Source organism: Maricaulis sp. (assembly GCF_048270095.1).
Classification (GTDB): Bacteria; Pseudomonadota; Alphaproteobacteria; order Caulobacterales; family Maricaulaceae; genus Maricaulis.
On sequence record NZ_JBLWTL010000009.1, the window covers coordinates 23,324 to 39,307 of the forward strand.

At 61.5% G+C, this 15,984-nt stretch carries 18 protein-coding genes and 1 pseudogene; 17 read left to right on the forward strand and 2 right to left on the reverse strand.

Going from position 1 to position 15,984, the window contains the following annotated elements:
• Positions 1 to 6 precede the first annotated feature (6 nt).
• From mmsB to ACN0YJ_RS07255, 4 genes and pseudogenes are all read left to right on the forward strand, one after another.
• Positions 7 to 930: pseudogene (mmsB, locus tag ACN0YJ_RS07240) on the forward strand (3-hydroxyisobutyrate dehydrogenase); the annotation flags it as partial.
• Between the two features lie 66 nt (positions 931 to 996).
• Positions 997 to 1,488, forward strand: a complete 492-nt coding sequence (locus ACN0YJ_RS07245) for a MarR family winged helix-turn-helix transcriptional regulator (protein ID WP_417495776.1) — start codon at positions 997 to 999, stop codon at positions 1,486 to 1,488.
• A gap of 125 nt (positions 1,489 to 1,613) precedes the next feature.
• Positions 1,614 to 2,837, forward strand: a complete 1,224-nt coding sequence (gene hemA / locus ACN0YJ_RS07250; RefSeq protein WP_417495777.1) for a 5-aminolevulinate synthase — start codon at positions 1,614 to 1,616, stop codon at positions 2,835 to 2,837.
• A 13-nt stretch (positions 2,838 to 2,850) separates the two neighbouring features.
• Positions 2,851 to 3,087: a DUF6898 family protein gene (locus ACN0YJ_RS07255; protein ID WP_417488744.1), complete on the forward strand. Its 237-nt coding sequence runs from the start codon at positions 2,851 to 2,853 to the stop codon at positions 3,085 to 3,087.
• A gap of 20 nt (positions 3,088 to 3,107) precedes the next feature.
• On the opposite strand, the gene ACN0YJ_RS07260 is transcribed toward ACN0YJ_RS07255, so the two are convergent.
• Positions 3,108 to 3,530, reverse strand: coding sequence for a MucR family transcriptional regulator (locus ACN0YJ_RS07260; protein ID WP_417476291.1), 423 nt, complete (start codon positions 3,528 to 3,530; stop codon positions 3,108 to 3,110).
• A 274-nt stretch (positions 3,531 to 3,804) separates the two neighbouring features.
• On the opposite strand from ACN0YJ_RS07260, the gene glyA reads away from it, so the two are divergent.
• From glyA to ACN0YJ_RS07310, 10 genes are all read left to right on the forward strand, one after another.
• A complete protein-coding gene (gene glyA, locus ACN0YJ_RS07265) occupies positions 3,805 to 5,112 on the forward strand; it encodes a serine hydroxymethyltransferase (RefSeq protein ID WP_417495778.1) in 1,308 nt (435 codons plus the stop codon).
• Positions 5,113 to 5,121: 9 nt separating this feature from the next.
• Positions 5,122 to 5,607 carry a transcriptional regulator NrdR gene (gene nrdR, locus ACN0YJ_RS07270; RefSeq protein WP_417476289.1) on the forward strand — a complete coding sequence of 162 codons (486 nt, stop codon included), beginning with the start codon at positions 5,122 to 5,124 and terminating at the stop codon, positions 5,605 to 5,607.
• The gene (locus tag ACN0YJ_RS07275; protein ID WP_417495779.1) at positions 5,604 to 6,182 is read left to right on the forward strand and encodes a RibD family protein; all 579 of its coding nucleotides are present in this window, start codon (positions 5,604 to 5,606) and stop codon (positions 6,180 to 6,182) included. The genes nrdR and ACN0YJ_RS07275 overlap by 4 nt, the downstream gene beginning before the upstream one ends.
• Positions 6,182 to 6,793: a riboflavin synthase gene (locus tag ACN0YJ_RS07280; protein WP_417495780.1), complete on the forward strand. Its 612-nt coding sequence runs from the start codon at positions 6,182 to 6,184 to the stop codon at positions 6,791 to 6,793. The genes ACN0YJ_RS07275 and ACN0YJ_RS07280 overlap by 1 nt, the downstream gene beginning before the upstream one ends.
• The gene (ribB, locus tag ACN0YJ_RS07285; protein ID WP_417495781.1) at positions 6,790 to 7,908 is read left to right on the forward strand and encodes a 3,4-dihydroxy-2-butanone-4-phosphate synthase; all 1,119 of its coding nucleotides are present in this window, start codon (positions 6,790 to 6,792) and stop codon (positions 7,906 to 7,908) included. Before ACN0YJ_RS07280 ends, ribB begins: the two co-directional genes overlap by 4 nt.
• Positions 7,908 to 8,339: a 6,7-dimethyl-8-ribityllumazine synthase gene (ribH, locus tag ACN0YJ_RS07290; RefSeq protein ID WP_417476285.1), complete on the forward strand. Its 432-nt coding sequence runs from the start codon at positions 7,908 to 7,910 to the stop codon at positions 8,337 to 8,339. Before ribB ends, ribH begins: the two co-directional genes overlap by 1 nt.
• Positions 8,336 to 8,818: a transcription antitermination factor NusB gene (gene nusB, locus ACN0YJ_RS07295; RefSeq protein ID WP_417495782.1), complete on the forward strand. Its 483-nt coding sequence runs from the start codon at positions 8,336 to 8,338 to the stop codon at positions 8,816 to 8,818. Before ribH ends, nusB begins: the two co-directional genes overlap by 4 nt.
• Before the next feature lie 3 nt (positions 8,819 to 8,821).
• Complete coding sequence (thiL, locus tag ACN0YJ_RS07300) at positions 8,822 to 9,790, forward strand: thiamine-phosphate kinase (protein WP_417495783.1); 969 nt, start codon at positions 8,822 to 8,824, stop codon at positions 9,788 to 9,790.
• A 39-nt stretch (positions 9,791 to 9,829) separates the two neighbouring features.
• Entirely contained in the window at positions 9,830 to 10,330 is a 501-nt protein-coding gene (locus ACN0YJ_RS07305) for a hypothetical protein (RefSeq protein ID WP_417476282.1), read from the forward strand.
• 190 nt (positions 10,331 to 10,520) lie between these two features.
• Entirely contained in the window at positions 10,521 to 12,608 is a 2,088-nt protein-coding gene (locus tag ACN0YJ_RS07310; protein WP_417476281.1) for a sodium-translocating pyrophosphatase, read from the forward strand.
• Positions 12,609 to 12,716: 108 nt separating this feature from the next.
• Here the strand turns inward: ACN0YJ_RS07310 and ACN0YJ_RS07315 are convergent, their stop codons facing one another.
• Complete coding sequence (locus tag ACN0YJ_RS07315) at positions 12,717 to 13,214, reverse strand: outer membrane protein assembly factor BamE (RefSeq protein WP_417476280.1); 498 nt, start codon at positions 13,212 to 13,214, stop codon at positions 12,717 to 12,719.
• A gap of 100 nt (positions 13,215 to 13,314) precedes the next feature.
• Between ACN0YJ_RS07315 and ACN0YJ_RS07320 the strand changes: the two genes are divergently transcribed.
• From ACN0YJ_RS07320 to ACN0YJ_RS07330, 3 genes are all read left to right on the forward strand, one after another.
• Entirely contained in the window at positions 13,315 to 13,848 is a 534-nt protein-coding gene (locus ACN0YJ_RS07320) for a ubiquinol-cytochrome C chaperone family protein (RefSeq protein WP_417495784.1), read from the forward strand.
• A 95-nt stretch (positions 13,849 to 13,943) separates the two neighbouring features.
• On the forward strand, positions 13,944 to 14,999 hold the full coding sequence (gene plsX, locus ACN0YJ_RS07325; RefSeq protein WP_417476278.1) for a phosphate acyltransferase PlsX: 1,056 nt from the start codon (positions 13,944 to 13,946) through the stop codon (positions 14,997 to 14,999).
• Positions 14,996 to 15,976, forward strand: a complete 981-nt coding sequence (locus ACN0YJ_RS07330; protein WP_417495785.1) for a beta-ketoacyl-ACP synthase III — start codon at positions 14,996 to 14,998, stop codon at positions 15,974 to 15,976. The genes plsX and ACN0YJ_RS07330 overlap by 4 nt, the downstream gene beginning before the upstream one ends.
• The last annotated feature ends 8 nt before the right edge of the window (positions 15,977 to 15,984 follow it).

Below are 15,984 nucleotides of genomic sequence, written 5' to 3' on the forward strand. Positions count from 1 at the left end.
CCAGCGAGTGCAGCAACACAATTCGGGAGAGTTCACATGGCGATCATCGCATTCATCGGCCTGGGCAATATGGGCTCGGGCATGGCAGCCAATCTCGTCAAGGCCGGCCATGAGGTCCATGCCTTCGATCTCAGCGCTGCAGCGCTGGCACACGCGGTCGAAAACGGCGCCACGGCAGCCAAATCAACCGCCGATGCTGTGTCCGGCGCCGCGGCCGTCGTCACCATGCTGCCCGCGGGCAAGCATGTGCGCGCTGTCTACGCCAGTGAAGTCTTCCCCAATGCCGCACCCGGCACGCTCTTCCTCGATTGCTCGACGGTGGACGTCGACAGCGCCCGCTTCGTCGGCAAGGCCGCGGTTGAGCAGGGCTTCCGCTTCGTCGATGCGCCGGTCTCCGGCGGCGTCGCTGCGGCCGCGGCCGGGACGCTGACCTTCATGGTGGGGGGAGCCGAGGCCGATTTCGCCGTCGCTGAACCCATCCTCCAGGCCATGGGCAAGGCGATCCTGCATGCGGGCGAGATCGGCTCCGGCCAGGCCGCCAAGATCTGCAACAACATGCTGCTGGGCATTACGATGATCGGGACGTGTGAAGCGTTTGCGCTCGCCGAGAAGCTGGGGCTCGACCAGCAGAAATTCTTCGACATTTCCTCCAGGGCTTCCGGCCAGTCCTGGTCGATGACGAGTTATTGTCCGGTCGCGGGGCCGGTCCCGACGACGCCGGCCAACAAGGACTACAAGCCGGGCTTTGCGACCGCGATGATGCTGAAGGATCTCAAACTGGCCCAGGACGCGGCCCAGGCGTCAGGCGCCTCAACGCCTCTGGGGGCCCAGGCCGAAGCGCTCTACGCGATGTTCGGCAATCTGGGCGGGCAGGATCTCGACTTTTCGGCCATCTACAAGATGCTTAACGGAAGCTGGAAGGCGGATTAAACGCTCTTTAGCCTGTTGCTGTTAGGCTGCCGCCAAAGATCAGAACGATCAGGTGGAGTGGTGATAATGGCATTGGCAGAAAATCTGGCCCCGATTCCGGAAACGAACACACAATATCTCGAATTGCTGCAGCTGGTTGAACGCCTGCACCGGCAATTGCTCGATGTTGTGAAGGACGAGCTGGATCGCGACAGCATGGACAATCTCAACAGCGTTCAGGCGCTGTTGCTGTTCAATATCGGTGATCAGGAATTGACCGCCGGCGAGCTGCGCACGCGGGGTCATTATCTCGGGTCCAACGTCTCCTATAATCTGAAGAAGCTCGTGGATGCCGGCTATATCCGCCATGAACGTTCGGCGGTTGATCGCCGTGCGGTCAAGGTGTCCCTGACGGATAGCGGAAATGCCGTGCGGGCCAAGCTGTCGGCACTGTTTGATCGCCAGGGTGCCTCACTGGGCGCGGTTGGCGGTGTGGATAATGGCAGCCTGCCGGCGGTGAATACGGCATTGACCCGTATCGAGCGCTTCTGGGCCGACCATATCCGCTTCCGCATGTAGCCCATTTCCCGCCGACTGTGATTTTTTGCCGGGTGCGGCGCTTCGCCCATTCGCAGCGCGCGCCTTAACGGTCTATACGTCGATTCAAACTTGAATAGACGCAGCAGACCGTTAATGAGGCCGGCATGGATTACCAGAACGCGTTTGAGGCGGCCGTACGCCGCGTAAAGGCCGAGGGCCGCTACCGTGTCTTCGCCGATCTGCTCCGCCGCAAGGGTGAATTCCCCGTTGCGCGCTGGCGGGCTCCGGACGGGCAGGTCAAGGATGTCACCGTCTGGTGCTCCAATGATTATCTCGGCATGGGTCAATTGCCCTGCGTCGTGGAGTCGATGAAAAAAGCCATTGATGATGTCGGTTCCGGCGCCGGCGGAACCCGCAATATTTCCGGCACCACGCATTATCATGTCGAGCTGGAACGCTCGCTCGCCGATCTGCACAACAAGGATGCGGCGCTGCTCTTCACCTCGGGCTATATCTCCAACGAGGCGACGCTTTCCACCCTGGGCAAGATCCTGCCAGGCCTGATCATTTTCTCTGACGAACTCAATCACGCCTCGATGATCGCCGGTGTGAAAGGCGCGCGCTGCGAGAAGCATGTCTGGCGCCATAATGATGTTGCGCATCTGGAAGAATTGCTGGCTGCAGCCCCCAAGGACGCGCCGAAACTGATCGCCTTTGAATCGGTCTATTCGATGGATGGTGATATCGGCCCGATCAAGGCGGTCTGTGATCTTGCCGACAAATACAACGCCCTGACCTATATCGATGAAGTTCACGCGGTCGGCCTCTACGGTCTGCGGGGCGGCGGGATCGCGGAACGTGAAGGTCTGATGCACCGGATCGACATCATCGAAGGCACGCTGGGCAAGGCCTATGGTGTCATGGGTGGCTATGTGGCGGCCAATGAGATCGTTATCGATGCGATCCGCTCGCTGGCTTCGGGCTTCATCTTCACCACCGCGCTGCCCCCGGCTCTGGCCGCTGGTGCGCGCGCCAGTGTCGAATACCTCAAATCGGCGCATGAACTGCGCGAGAAGCACCAGGAGCGTGCTGCGACCCTGAAGGTTCGCCTCGCTGAGGCCGGCTTCCCGGTCATGCCGTCGGTCACCCATATCGTCCCGGTTCATGTCGGCGATCCGGTTCTGTGCAAGCGGATGACTGACAGGCTGCTCGACGACCACGGCATTTATGTCCAGCCGATCAATTACCCGACAGTTCCCAAGGGCACTGAGCGCCTGCGCCTGACACCGACACCGCTGCATACGGATGCCATGTTCGACGCCCTGATCGAGGCGTTGCGGGATGTCTGGCAGCGGGCGTCGCAGCAGGACGTGGCGGTGAAGGGCTGATGCCGGTGGCTCGATGAGTGGTCGCGAGATCTACATCGAAATCCAGCAGGTTGGCGCCAGTGTCCGGGTTGCCGCGGTCGACGCGGCGACGGGCGAGGAGGTTGTGTTCCAGGTTCCGGTGCGCACCACCAGGGCTGAAATCGATCAACTGGCCCTGTCCAAACTGGCCTGGAAGATGAGCAAGACCGCCGCCGAGGGCCCGGACGAAAAACGGCCAGGCAAAAAGCCTGGCCGTGGTATTTCCGTCTGATCGTGAGCTGAGTGGGCGCCTTATGCGTCCTTCTTGCCGCGTCCCAGCCCGATATCCTTTGCAAACTGCGAGCGTTTGCGGGAATAGGCCGGCGCGACCATTGGATAATCGGAAGGCAGATTCCATTTGCGACGATAATCGTCTGGCGACATGTTGTATTGCGAGCGCAAATAACGCTTCAGCATTTTCAGTTTCTTGCCATCTTCGAGACAGACAATGTAATCGTCGCTGATGGATTTTGCCACCGACACGGCCGGCTTGGATTTCGTTTCCTGTTTCAATTCAATACCGGACACTTCTTTCATCGCGGTATGGACCGAACGGATCAGGTCGGGCACATTATCGGCCGGCATCGAATTGTGGGACAGGTAGGAAGCCACGACATCGGTGGTCATCCGCAGCAATTCTTCCTGATCGACGAGCATGATGTTTTCTTCTGACATTCTTTGGGCCTTTCGAATTTCTTTGACATATTCGGGGGGAGCAGCACCGGTTCAATGATTATCTCTTGATTTGTATTTTGAACTGTTCAGCAGTTCAAGCAATAATCCATAAATAGCGGTAATCAGGTTTTGTTTTGCCAGTGGATCGTAATACGCGCCAATCCAGTTGCCTGTTCTGAGTTTCGATGTGTCGCCGCGGCAACTCGACGCTTGTTTGTGGCGCGGACCGGCCTTATCACTCCGCCAAGCCTGTGTGCGTTGAAGAGGACAGATCATGCCGGAAGCTAATGCGACACCCGATGCAGGGAATCGGTTTTTCACCCAGTCGGTGGTCGATTCCGATCGCGAGGTCGCCCACGCGATCCACGCGGAAATCCTTCGCCAGCAAAGCCAGATCGAACTGATCGCGTCGGAAAACATTGTTTCGCGGGCCGTTCTTGAGGCCCAGGGCTCGCCGCTGACCAATAAATACGCCGAAGGCTATCCGGGTAAACGCTATTACGGTGGCTGCGAGCATGTCGATGTGGTCGAAACCCTGGCGATCGAGCGCGCCAAGGCGCTGTTCGATGTCCAGTACGCCAATGTCCAGCCCAGTTCGGGCAGCCAGGCCAATCAGGGCGTTTTCCTGGCGCTGCTCAAGCCGGGCGACAAGATCCTCGGACTCTCGCTGAGCGCCGGCGGCCATCTTACCCATGGCGCACGGCCGAATATGTCGGGCAAATGGTTCGAAGCCCATGCCTATGGCGTGCGCGAGGATGATGCCCGCATCGATTATGATGCGTTGCGCAAACAGGCCAATGAGCTGCAGCCCCAGATGATTATCGCCGGCGGGTCGGCTTATCCGCGCGAGATCGATTTCGTCGAATTCCGCCGCATTGCGGACGAGGTGGGTGCCTATCTGATGGTCGATATGGCGCATATTGCCGGCCTGGTCGCTGGCGGTGCCATTCCCAGCCCGACGCCGCACGCCCATGTGTGCACGACCACCACGCACAAGACCTTGCGCGGCCCGCGCGGCGGCATGATTCTCTCGAATGATCTCGAGCTCGGCAAGAAGTTCAACTCGGCGATCTTTCCCGGCATGCAGGGTGGCCCGCTGATGCACGTCATCGCCGGAAAGGCAGTGGCCTTTGGTGAAGCCCTGCAGCCGGAATTCAAGACCTATGCGCGTAATGTGATCACCAATTGCCAGGCGATGGCCCAGGCGGTCACCGAGGGTGGATACGCCATCGTCTCGGGCGGCACGGACAGCCATCTGGCGCTGATCGATTTGCGTCCCAAAGGTCTCAAGGGCAATCTCGCCGAACAGGCCCTCGAGCGCGCCTACATGACTTGTAACAAGAATGGCGTGCCCTTCGATCCGGAAAAGCCGACAGTGACCTCCGGTCTTCGTGTCGGTTCCCCGGCAGCAACCACGCGCGGCTTTGGCGAGACCGAATTCCGCCAGGTTGGCGAGATGATTGTACGGGTGCTCGATTCCCTGGTGGCAAGCCCTGAGGGCGATGCCGAAGTGGAGAGCCAGGTGCGTGAAGAGGTGAAAGCGCTCACGGCCCGCTTCCCCATCTATCCCGAATTGGCCTAAGGTAGCGCCATGCGTTGTCCATTTTGCGGTCATCTAGACACCCAAGTGAAGGATTCCCGTCCGGCCGAGGACGGGAATGCCATCCGCCGTCGCCGGCAATGTCCGGCGTGCTCGGCCCGTTTCACCACGTTTGAGCGTGTGCAATTGCGCGAGCTGACTGTGTTGAAAAAGTCCGGACGGCGGGTCCAGTTCGACCGCGAAAAGCTCAACCGCTCCATCCATCTGGCGATGCAGAAGCGTAATATCGAACCGGAGCGCATCGAGCAGATGATCTCCGGCATTGTCCGGCGCCTGGAATCGACCGGCGAGAGCGACGTCACCTCCGACAAGGTCGGCGAAATGGTGATGGAAGCCCTGAAAAACCTCGATGCCGTCGCCTATGTCCGCTACGCCTCGGTCTATAAGGACTTTCACAAGGTCCAGGATTTCCGTGAATTCATCACCGATGAAGACCTCGCGCCCGGGCATCCGGATTCGGAAGACGCGCCCGAATGAGCGCGAGCGATCGAGCGCGTGTCACCCTCAAACTCGCCACCTCACTCGATGGCCGCATCGCCCTCGCCAACGGGGTGTCGCAGTGGATTACCGGGCCTGAAAGCCGTGCTGAGGTTCACCGAATGCGCGCCGCCCACGCAGCGATCCTGACCGGTATCGGGACGATCCTCGCCGACGACCCGCAATTGACCGCGCGGCCTGAGGGTGTCACCCAGCCGGTTCAGCCCGATATCCTGATCATGGACACGGCGGGCCGTACGCCCGTCACGGCAGCTGTACATGGCGAAACCTCGCGCCGGGTGCGCCTCTTCCGGGATCGCGATCTGGGCGCCGCCATGACGGGATATGCCAGCGTGATGATTGAAGCGGGCAGTGCGATTGCCGCGTCGGCCCTGCAGGCTGGTCTGGTTGACCGCATCGAATGGTTTCGCGCGCCGGTCGTGCTGGGCGGTGACGGGTTGGGGGCAATCGCAGCTCTGGGCCTTGAGCGGCTGGGCGCTGCGCCCACATTCCAACGCGTGAGCCTGGTCGAGCGCGGGCTTGATTTGCACGAAAGCTATGAGCGGATTTCCTGATGTTTACCGGAATTGTCACGGCGCTTGGGCGCATCCGAGCGATCAGCGGCGAGGCCGTCAAACGGTTTGAGGTCGAGGGGCCTTACGCGCCTGACGGAATCGAGCTTGGTGCATCCATCGCCCATGCTGGCGCTTGCCTGACTGTCGTCGAGAAGGGGCCTGCGGCCTCGGGTGGCTGGTATGCGGTCGAGGTCTCGCCGGAGACATTGCGCCTGACGACGCTGGGCGAATGGGCAATCGGCAGCATGGTCAATCTCGAGCGCGCACTGAAGATCGGTGATGAGCTGGGTGGTCATCTCGTCACCGGGCATGTCGACGGTGTCGGCGAAGTCCGGGGCCGCCGCGAGGAGGGCAGCTGGATTGTCTTTACAGTGACGCCGCCAATTTCCCTCAATCGCTTCATTGCCCGCAAGGGCTCGATCACGATCGATGGCGTCTCGCTGACGGTCAATGCGGTCACGGCCGACAGTTTTGAAGTGATGATTATCCCCCATACGGCCAGTGCGACGACACTGGGTCAGCTGCGCACCGGGGCGCGCGTCAACCTTGAGGTTGACCTCATGGCGCGCTACGCCGCCCGTCTGAGCGAATTTCCGGAGGCTTCCGCGTGAGTGATATCCCCCTGTCTCCGATCGAGGATGTGATCGAGGATGCGCGCAATGGGCGCATGTTCATCCTGGTCGATGCCGAAGATCGCGAGAATGAAGGCGATCTGGTCATTCCGGCCAAGTTTGCGACACCCGATGCGATCAATTTCATGGCCAAGCATGGCCGCGGCCTGATTTGCCTCGCGATGAGCCAGGAGCGTTGCGACACGCTCGGCCTGACGCTGATGGCGTCGGATAACCGTTCGCGTCACCAGACGGCCTTCACAATCTCAATTGAGGCTCGCGAAGGTGTCACCACGGGCATATCGGCGCATGATCGTGCGCGCACCATCCAGGTTGCCACCGATCCGGCGCTGGGCGCCGATGATATTGCGACGCCGGGCCATGTCTTCCCGCTCGTCGCCCGTGATGGCGGCGTGCTGGTTCGGGCCGGCCATACCGAAGCCTCACTCGATGTCGCACGCCTTGCCGGCGCCGGATCGGCCGGCGTGATCTGCGAAATCATGAATGAAGACGGCACGATGGCGCGACTGCCTGACCTGGTCGCCTTTGCGCAATTGCACGGTCTCAAGATCGGTACCATTGCGGATCTGATCGCCTATCGCCGCAAGCATGACCGCTTCATCGAACGCCGCCTTGAAACCGAGTTCAAAAGCGAGTGGGGCGGGCCGTTCAAACTGGTCGTGTTCCGCAACACGCTTGATGGCTCCGAGCATGTTGCCCTGGTCAAGGGCCAGCCCTCGGCCGACGCGCCGACCATGGTGCGCATGCACAAGGTCAGCTTTGTTGATGACGTGCTCAATGATGGCGGTGGCCGCGGCGGGCTCGTCGAGGCGGGGATCCGGTCGCTGTCGCGTCATGACGGGCCTGGCGTGATGGTGTTGATCCGCGAGACCAGCCACACGGCGATCGTCGAGCGGCTGGGCGCGCATCCGGCACTCCCGGAAAATGAGCGCCATGCCCGGCGGCTGCGTGAATATGGCGTGGGCGCCCAAATCCTGCTCGATCTTGGCGTGCGCGATATGATCCTGTTGACGACCAAGCCGCAAACCATAGTCGGCCTTGAAGGTTATGGGCTCAGTGTCAGCGAACAGCGCCATTTCCCGGAGACTCTGTGATGAGCCAGCCTCGTATCCTGATCATTGCCGCCAGCTTCTATCGCGATATCGCAGATGCCCTCGTCACCGGCGCCAGCCAGGCGCTGACCAAGGCCGGCGCCAGCTTCGAGATCGTCGAAGTGCCCGGCGCGCTGGAAATTCCCGGCGCGATCACGCAGGCCGTGCTTGGCGAAGCCGGTTTTGACGGATATGTCGCGCTGGGCTGCGTTATTCGTGGTGAGACGACGCATTATGACTATGTCTGCAGCGAATCGGCGCGCGGCCTGATGGATATCTCCCTGCGCGGCGTCGCGGTGGGCAATGGTATTCTGACAGTTGAAAATCGTGACCAGGCGCTCAAGCGGGCGATCGACAAGGATAAGGGCGCAGATGTGGCCGGGGCCTGCCTCGCACTGATCGCGCTGAGAGACCGGTTCAGGAGAGCTCCATGAGCGCGCAGAACAATGAGACCCCGTCGGACAACCGCGCACGCTTGCGCCGGGCGGCCCGGCTTGCCGCCGTCCAGGCCCTGTACCAGATGGAAATCTCCGGGCGCGGCGCGGCCGATGTGATCGCCGAGTTTCGCGAGCACCGCTTCGGACATGAGGGCGAGGGCGCTGATTTTGTCGAAGCCGACGAAGACTTCTTCGACGCCCTTGTTGCGGGCGTAGTCACCAAACAGGCCACCGTTGATCTGGCGATCAATGCATTGCTGGCCGATGGCTGGCGCCTTGAGCGTCTGGACGCGACCGTGCGCGCCATTCTGCGCTCGGGCGGCTATGAATTGTTCGAAAAAGCCGATGTCCCGGCGCGCGTCGTCATCGACGAGTATGTCGATGTCGCGCATGCCTTCTTCGAGGGTTCCGAGCCGAAATTCGTCAATGCCGCGCTCGACAAGTGCGCGCGCCAGGCTCGCCCCGGCGAGCTCTGAGCAATGGCGGGCGGCGGCGAGTTCGGTTTCATTCGAACGCGTCTGGCCCCGCTCGCCCGCGGCCATCCGGCGGCGCTTGACCTCACCGATGACGCGGCCGTACTGACGCCTGCTCCCGGCTGCCAGATCGTGGTGGCCAGTGACATGCTGGTGGCGGGCGTGCATTTCCTTGAGACCGATCCGCCGGAGGTCGCCGCCGAACGCGCGTTGCGGAGCAATCTGTCTGATCTCGCGGCGATGGGGGCTGAACCGCTCGGATATCTCAGCTCGATTGCCTGGCCCGCCGGCGTGACCCAGGCCTGGCGCGACGGATTCGTCGATGGCCTGGCCAGCGCCCAGGACAGGTTCGGCCTGGCCCTGTTGGGCGGCGACACCACGTCAGGCCCTGGCCCATTCACGATCAGTCTGACCCTGCTGGGGCAAGTTCCCGGCGGTTCCGCCCTGCTGCGCCGCGGTGCGCGGGCCGGTGATGATGTCTGGGTCTCCGGCACGATTGGCGATGCCAGGCTGGGACTGGAAATATCTCGCGGCGCGTTGGCCGCAGACCCGGTGCTGCTGGAGCGCTCCCGGCGGCCAAGCCCGCGTCTGGAGCTTGGCGTCGCGCTGCGCGGTCTGGCCTCGGCCTGTCTTGATGTCTCTGACGGGTTGATCGCGGATGCGGGCCATATCGCTGCCGTGAGCGGGGTCCGGCTGGAGCTGCAGGCGGGGCAGATTCCGCTTTCGCCCCAGTCGCGCCGCTGGCTGCAGGAAGCCCCCGGCGCCAGCCTGGTGACGCTGGTGACGGGCGGTGATGATTATGAATTACTGTTCTGCGCGCGGCAGGACTGCCGGGCCTCTATCGAGCGTCTTGGCCGCGAGACCGGCCTGGTCCTGACCCGGGTCGGATTGGTCGCGGACGGGGCGGGGGTCGCGCTGCTCGGCGAGGATGGCGAGCCCCTGGAGACAGGCGCGGGCGGATTTACGCATTTTTGACGCCGCTCTGGCATGATTGCCACTCAAGGTGAGGTGATCATGCGTATTTTCCTGGCGATAGTCCTGTCTGCCTGTTTCGCGTCTACAGCGCTGGCGAGTGGCGGCGGTGGTGGAGGCGGATCCGACAATTCCGGGCCGGTGAACCGCTTTCTGACGCTCTTCCATCTGCCGGCGACGCCAGCCGACGAGGAAACCGCGGTCGAGGATGAGATGCTGGAAGACCCTCGCGTCTTCACGCTTCCCGCCGTTGTTGCCCCCCTCTCGCTCAATGGTCGGCTGACTGGCTATGCCTATGTGCGCGTGCACGTGCGCGCCGGCGATGGCCAGAATGTCTGGACGATGCAGGAGCGCACCCATTTTGCCCTTGATGCGATGGTCCGCGCGGCCTCGCGAATGTCGCTGTCCAACGCTGAGGGCTCCGGTCTCAACCGTGATCTGGCGACCCAGGTCTGGACCGCCGTGTTGCGCGAATATTATGGTGCGTCGGCGATCGCCGAGATCCGGTTGAGCGGCGAAGACACCCGTATGCTGCGGCGCTAATACCCCTGCCGGACGGGTCCGGCCGCCCGCATTTCAATCTCTCCACAAGGCGTGTTGCGCCGCTCGAAGGCTTTGGGCATAGTCCGGCCTATCGGGGAGGTATGAAATAGGTCGACGTGATTCTCACGTTCGTGCTTTCCCCGTTTCCTTCCTCGACCAATCCGCAGAAATAAAAACGGGGCTACCTGCCATGAACATGCTTTTACTAGCAATTGCAGCGGCCATTCTCGCGCTCATCTACGGTGTCGTTCAGACACAACGTTTGATGAAGGAGAGTGCCGGAACAGAGAAGATGCAGGAAATTGCATCGGCCATCCAGGAAGGCGCTAACGCCTATCTCAAACGCCAGTACACCACGATCGCCATGGTCGGCGTCGCCGTCGGCATCCTGATCGCATTTTTCCTTGGCTGGCAGGTTTCTGCCGGCTTTTTTGTTGGTGCCATCCTGTCCGGCGCGGCCGGCTTTATCGGCATGCTGATCTCGGTTCGTGCCAATGTGCGCACGACCCACGCAGCGAGCAAAAGCCTGGCGGCAGGTCTGGACATCGCTTTCCGTTCCGGTGCGATCACCGGCATGTTGGTGGCGGGTCTCGCCCTGCTGGGTGTGGCCGGTTATTTCTGGATCCTGACCAATCTGATGGGCTTTGAATCGGCTGACCGCATGGTCGTTGATTCGCTCGTCGCGCTCGGTTTCGGTGCGTCGCTGATCTCGATCTTTGCGCGTCTCGGCGGCGGTATCTTCACCAAGGGTGCGGATGTTGGCGGCGACATGGTCGGCAAGATTGAAGCGGGTATCCCTGAAGACGATCCACGCAATCCAGCGACCATTGCCGACAATGTCGGCGACAATGTTGGCGACTGTGCCGGTATGGCAGCGGATCTGTTCGAAACCTATGCTGTGACCATCGTCGCGACCATGGTTCTGGCCTCGATCTTCTTCACCGGCGCGCTCGGTGTGACCATGATGCTCTACCCGCTCGCCATTGCAGCGATCTGCATCGTCACCTCGATCATCGGCACCTTCTTCGTCCGTCTGGGCAAGGGCACCAATGTGATGGGCGCGCTCTACAAGGGTTTGATCGCCGCGGGCGTGCTGTCAGTGGGCGGCCTGTGGCTGGTCACATCCTACTTCCTGCCGAACGGCATGGGCGATATCGCCGAGGTGTCCGGCCTGATGATCACGGGGCAGAACCTGTTCTTCTCCGGTCTCGTCGGTCTGGCGGTCACGGGTGCGATTATCTGGATCACCGAATACTATACCGGCACGGAATATCGCCCGGTCCGTTCGGTGGCGGAAGCCTCGGTTTCCGGACATGGCACCAATGTCATCCAGGGTCTGGCGGTTTCGCTTGAAGCCACCGCGATCCCGGCCTTGATCATCATCGCCGGTATCATTGCGACCTATTCGCTGGCAGGCCTGTTCGGCATTGCGATCTCGGTCACCACCATGCTGGCTCTGGCCGGTGTGATCGTGGCGCTCGATGCCTTCGGTCCCGTTACGGACAATGCCGGCGGTATCGCCGAAATGTCCGGGCTTGATGAAAGCGTGCGCAACACCACCGATACGCTTGATGCGGTCGGCAATACCACCAAGGCCGTGACCAAGGGCTATGCCATTGGTTCCGCCGGTCTTGGTGCCCTGGTGCTGTTCGCGGCCTACACGACCGATGTGGAACACCTGCTCCACCTCGCACCCGACTTCTCCCTGAAAAACCCCTATGTCATCGTCGGCCTCCTGTTCGGTGGGCTTTTGCCTTACCTGTTCGGCGGCATGTCAATGATGGCGGTTGGCCGGGCTGCAGGTGCGGTTGTCACCGAGGTCCGTCGCCAGTTCGCGGAAATTCCCGGGATCATGGAATACAAGGCAAAGCCCGATTATGGCCGCGCCGTTGATATTCTCACCAAGGCCGCGATCCGGGAAATGATCGTGCCGTCCCTCCTGCCAGTGCTCTCGCCGATCGTGCTCTACTTTGCGATCGACGCGCTCGCCGGACAGGAACAGGCGCTTGCAGCTGTCGGCGCCATGCTGATGGGTGTGATCGTCAATGGTCTCTTCGTTGCAGTCTCGATGACTGTCGGCGGCGGTGCCTGGGATAATGCCAAGAAATACATCGAAGACGGTAATCATGGCGGCAAGGGCTCCGAAGCCCACAAGGCGGCCATTACCGGTGACACGGTCGGCGATCCTTACAAGGATACAGCCGGTCCTGCGGTCAATCCGATGATCAAGATCACGAATATCGTGGCACTCTTGCTGCTGGCCTTCCTGGCCCGCTAGAGCGGATCCGGGCAGGGCGCCTTGCGTCCTGCCCACGCGCTCATCATCACACAGAGAAAAGCCCCGGTCGTAGGACCGGGGCTTTTTTCATGTCTGGCTCTGAAGCGCTTACTGGTTGCGGCGGGGTCCGCCAGCGCCGCCGGGGAGGTTTTCCTCGCCGCCGAACTGCTGGCCGGGCAGGCGGCCGATATTACCGAGCAATTGCTCGAGCAGGCTCAGCTCACGGCCCCGGGTCGGGGTTTCACGGCTGACATAATCAACCATGCGCCCGTCTTCGAGCGTGTATTCCACGACATCGGTCACGACGCCGGTCTCGTCATTGAAGCGGATGGCGACGATGCGGCGGTCGCGCGTTACGGGGCGCAGATAGGCCAGGGATTCGCGTGTTGCCGAGACGTAGAACCAGGTGTTCTCGTCGAACGTCCCGCGCATCGATGGATTGCCCAGCCGTTGCATGACCGAATCGCGCGAGTCCTCGTCGGGCATGATCGAGGGTTCCTGGCCGAGCGTGTAGCGATAGCCATGGGAACGAAGGATCGGATTGCATGCCGAAGCGCCCAGGGCGCAGGCGGCAATCAGTATGGACAGGCGAACGCGACGGCTCATGAAACACTCCTCGAGACCGCACGGGCGGTCTGTATGCCAACCTTGACCTAAACAAGGTGCAGCTTAGCTTCAAGCGCGAAGATTAGGGAGCCCCGATCACATGTGGCGGAACTGGTTCAGGCCGAGGCCTGAAAAGGCGATCGGAACGGCGCTCTACCGTGCCCTCCTGCAGGCGGCCCGGCAGCCGGCCCTGTATGGCGAAGCGGGCGTGCCCGATACGCTCGAGGGACGGTTGGAGCTGATCCTGCTGCACGCGGCGCTGGCGATCCGGACCTTGCGCCGGGATGGCGGTGAGGCCGGGCGGGTTGTCAGCCAGATCGTGTTCGACACGATGTTCGAGGATTTCGATATCGCCATGCGCGAGCTGGGTGTCGGTGATTCCGGCGTCGGCAAGAAGGTTCGCTTCATGGCCGAGGGGTTTTATGGCCGGGCGCAGAGCTATGCCAGCGCCCTGGACGACGCGGATCCGGCGGCGCTGGAGCTGGCCCTGTCACGAAACCTGCTGGCGGGCGAAACCGTTGATCCACGGGCCACAGCATTGGCGCGCTATGTCCGGACAGTGGTCGCCGCCCTTGATGAAACAGGCGGGCAGGCGCTGGCAAGCGGTGAATTGCCGGCTTTGCTGTCTCCGTGACAACCGAGTTCACGTGTTGCATCTCATCGGTCATCGGCTAAGTTCCGCCATCGTCCGGCGGCCGAAGCCGTCGTTTGGGACAGATTTGTTTGTCTATGAACGCTGAAATTATCATTTCCGTAGACGCCATGGGTGGCGATCTGGGTCCCAAGGCTGTGGTCGAGGGAATCGGGTACGCACTCAAGCGCTGGCCTGAGCGCCAGACCCGTTATTTGCTCCACGGCGATGAAGCGGCGCTTGGACCCTTGCTGTTGAAGCATCCCAAGGTGGCCGCTGTCTGCGAATTACGCCATTCAGATACCCTGGTCCAGATGACCGACAAGCCCGCCGAGGCCGTGCGCCGGGCGCGCGGGTCGTCAATGTGGAACGCGATCCAGAGCGTCAAGGCCGGTGAGGCCCATGCCGTCGTTTCATCCGGCAATACCGGTGCGTTGATGGCGATTTCCAAAGTTATCCTGCGGATGAAAAAGGGCATTCATCGCCCGGCCATTTCCGCCAATTGGCCGACGCCCAAAGGGCATACTGTCGTGCTCGATGTTGGCGCCAATGTGCAGTGCGGAGCGACCCAACTGGTTGAATTCGCCATTATGGGCGAGGCCTATCACCGCGCCGTATTTGGCGGTGAGCATCCGAGCGTCGGCCTTTTGAATGTTGGCCAGGAAGAGCTCAAGGGGAACGACATCGTTCGCGAAGCCGACGGGCTGATCCGCAATTCCGGCCTCGACATGGCCTATCAGGGCTTTATCGAAGGCAATGATATCAGCGCCGGCATTATCGATGTCGTCGTCACCGACGGTTTCACCGGGAATATCGCGCTCAAGACCGCTGAAGGTACAGCCCGACTGGTCGCTGGCTGGGTGCGCGAGGCGCTCACAAGTTCCTTCTTTGCCAAGCTGGCTGCGGGTCTGCTGGCCCTGGGTGCGCTCGACCGGCTCAAGCGCCGGATGGATCCGCGCTATATCAATGGCGGGGTATTGCTCGGCCTCAAGGGTATCGTGGTCAAAAGCCATGGTGGCGCCGATGGCGAAGGTTTTGCCTCGGCGCTCGGCCTCGCCCAGGTGATGGCGAAGAGCGATTTCATGAGCCAGATTCGCAAGAATCTGGACAGGTTTGCCAGCTTCGAAGAACAGGATATCGCTGCGGCGTCATGAGTGAATTTAGAGCACGTATTGCCGGGTTGGGCTCCTATTTGCCGGACCGGATTTTATCCAATGACGAGCTCTCCAACATGGTGGACACCAGCGATAGCTGGATCCGAGAGCGCACGGGCATCCGTCAGCGTCATATCGCAGCTGATGACGAGACAACCTGCGATCTGGCCGAGATCGCGTCCCGCCGGGCGATTGAACAGGCCGGGCTGACCCCGGACGATATCGATCTGATTATCGTCGCGACCACGACACCGGACTTCACCTTCCCCTCAACCGCGACCTTGCTCCAGGCCCGCCTCGGTGTCAGTGGCGGCGCTGCCTTTGATGTCCAGGCTGTCTGTTCCGGCTTCATCTACGGGCTGACCATCGCCGATAATTTCATCGCGCGCGGCCAGGCCCGCAATCTTCTGGTGGTCGGCGCGGAGACCATGTCGCGGATTCTCGACTGGACCGATCGCTCGACTTGCGTGCTGTTCGGTGATGGCGCAGGCGCCATGGTGCTGCAGGCGCACGAGCCCGGCGCCGATGCCGCCGCCGAGCCAGGCATACTGGCAACTTATTTGCGGTCAGACGGCCGCTTCAAGGATTTGCTCCACGTTGATGGCGGTCCGTCCTCGACAGGTACGGTCGGGCATTTGCGTATGCTCGGCAATCAGGTTTTCCGCCATGCGGTCACCAATATCGCTGAGTCCATGAGCACGATTGCAACGCGGACCGGCATCCGGATTGCCGACATCGACTGGTTCGTCCCGCACCAGGCCAATCAGCGCATCCTGGAAGGCGTGGCCCGGCGCTTGTCTATTCCGACCCACAAGGTCATCTCCACCGTTGCCGATCACGGCAACACCTCGGCCGCCTCTGTCCCGCTGGCTTTTGATCGCGCGGTTCAGGACGGTCGCATCAAGCCTGGCGACCTGGTTTTGATGGAAGCGCTGGGCGGCGGATTCACCTGGGGTGCTGTGCTGGCGCGGGTGTGATATCAATT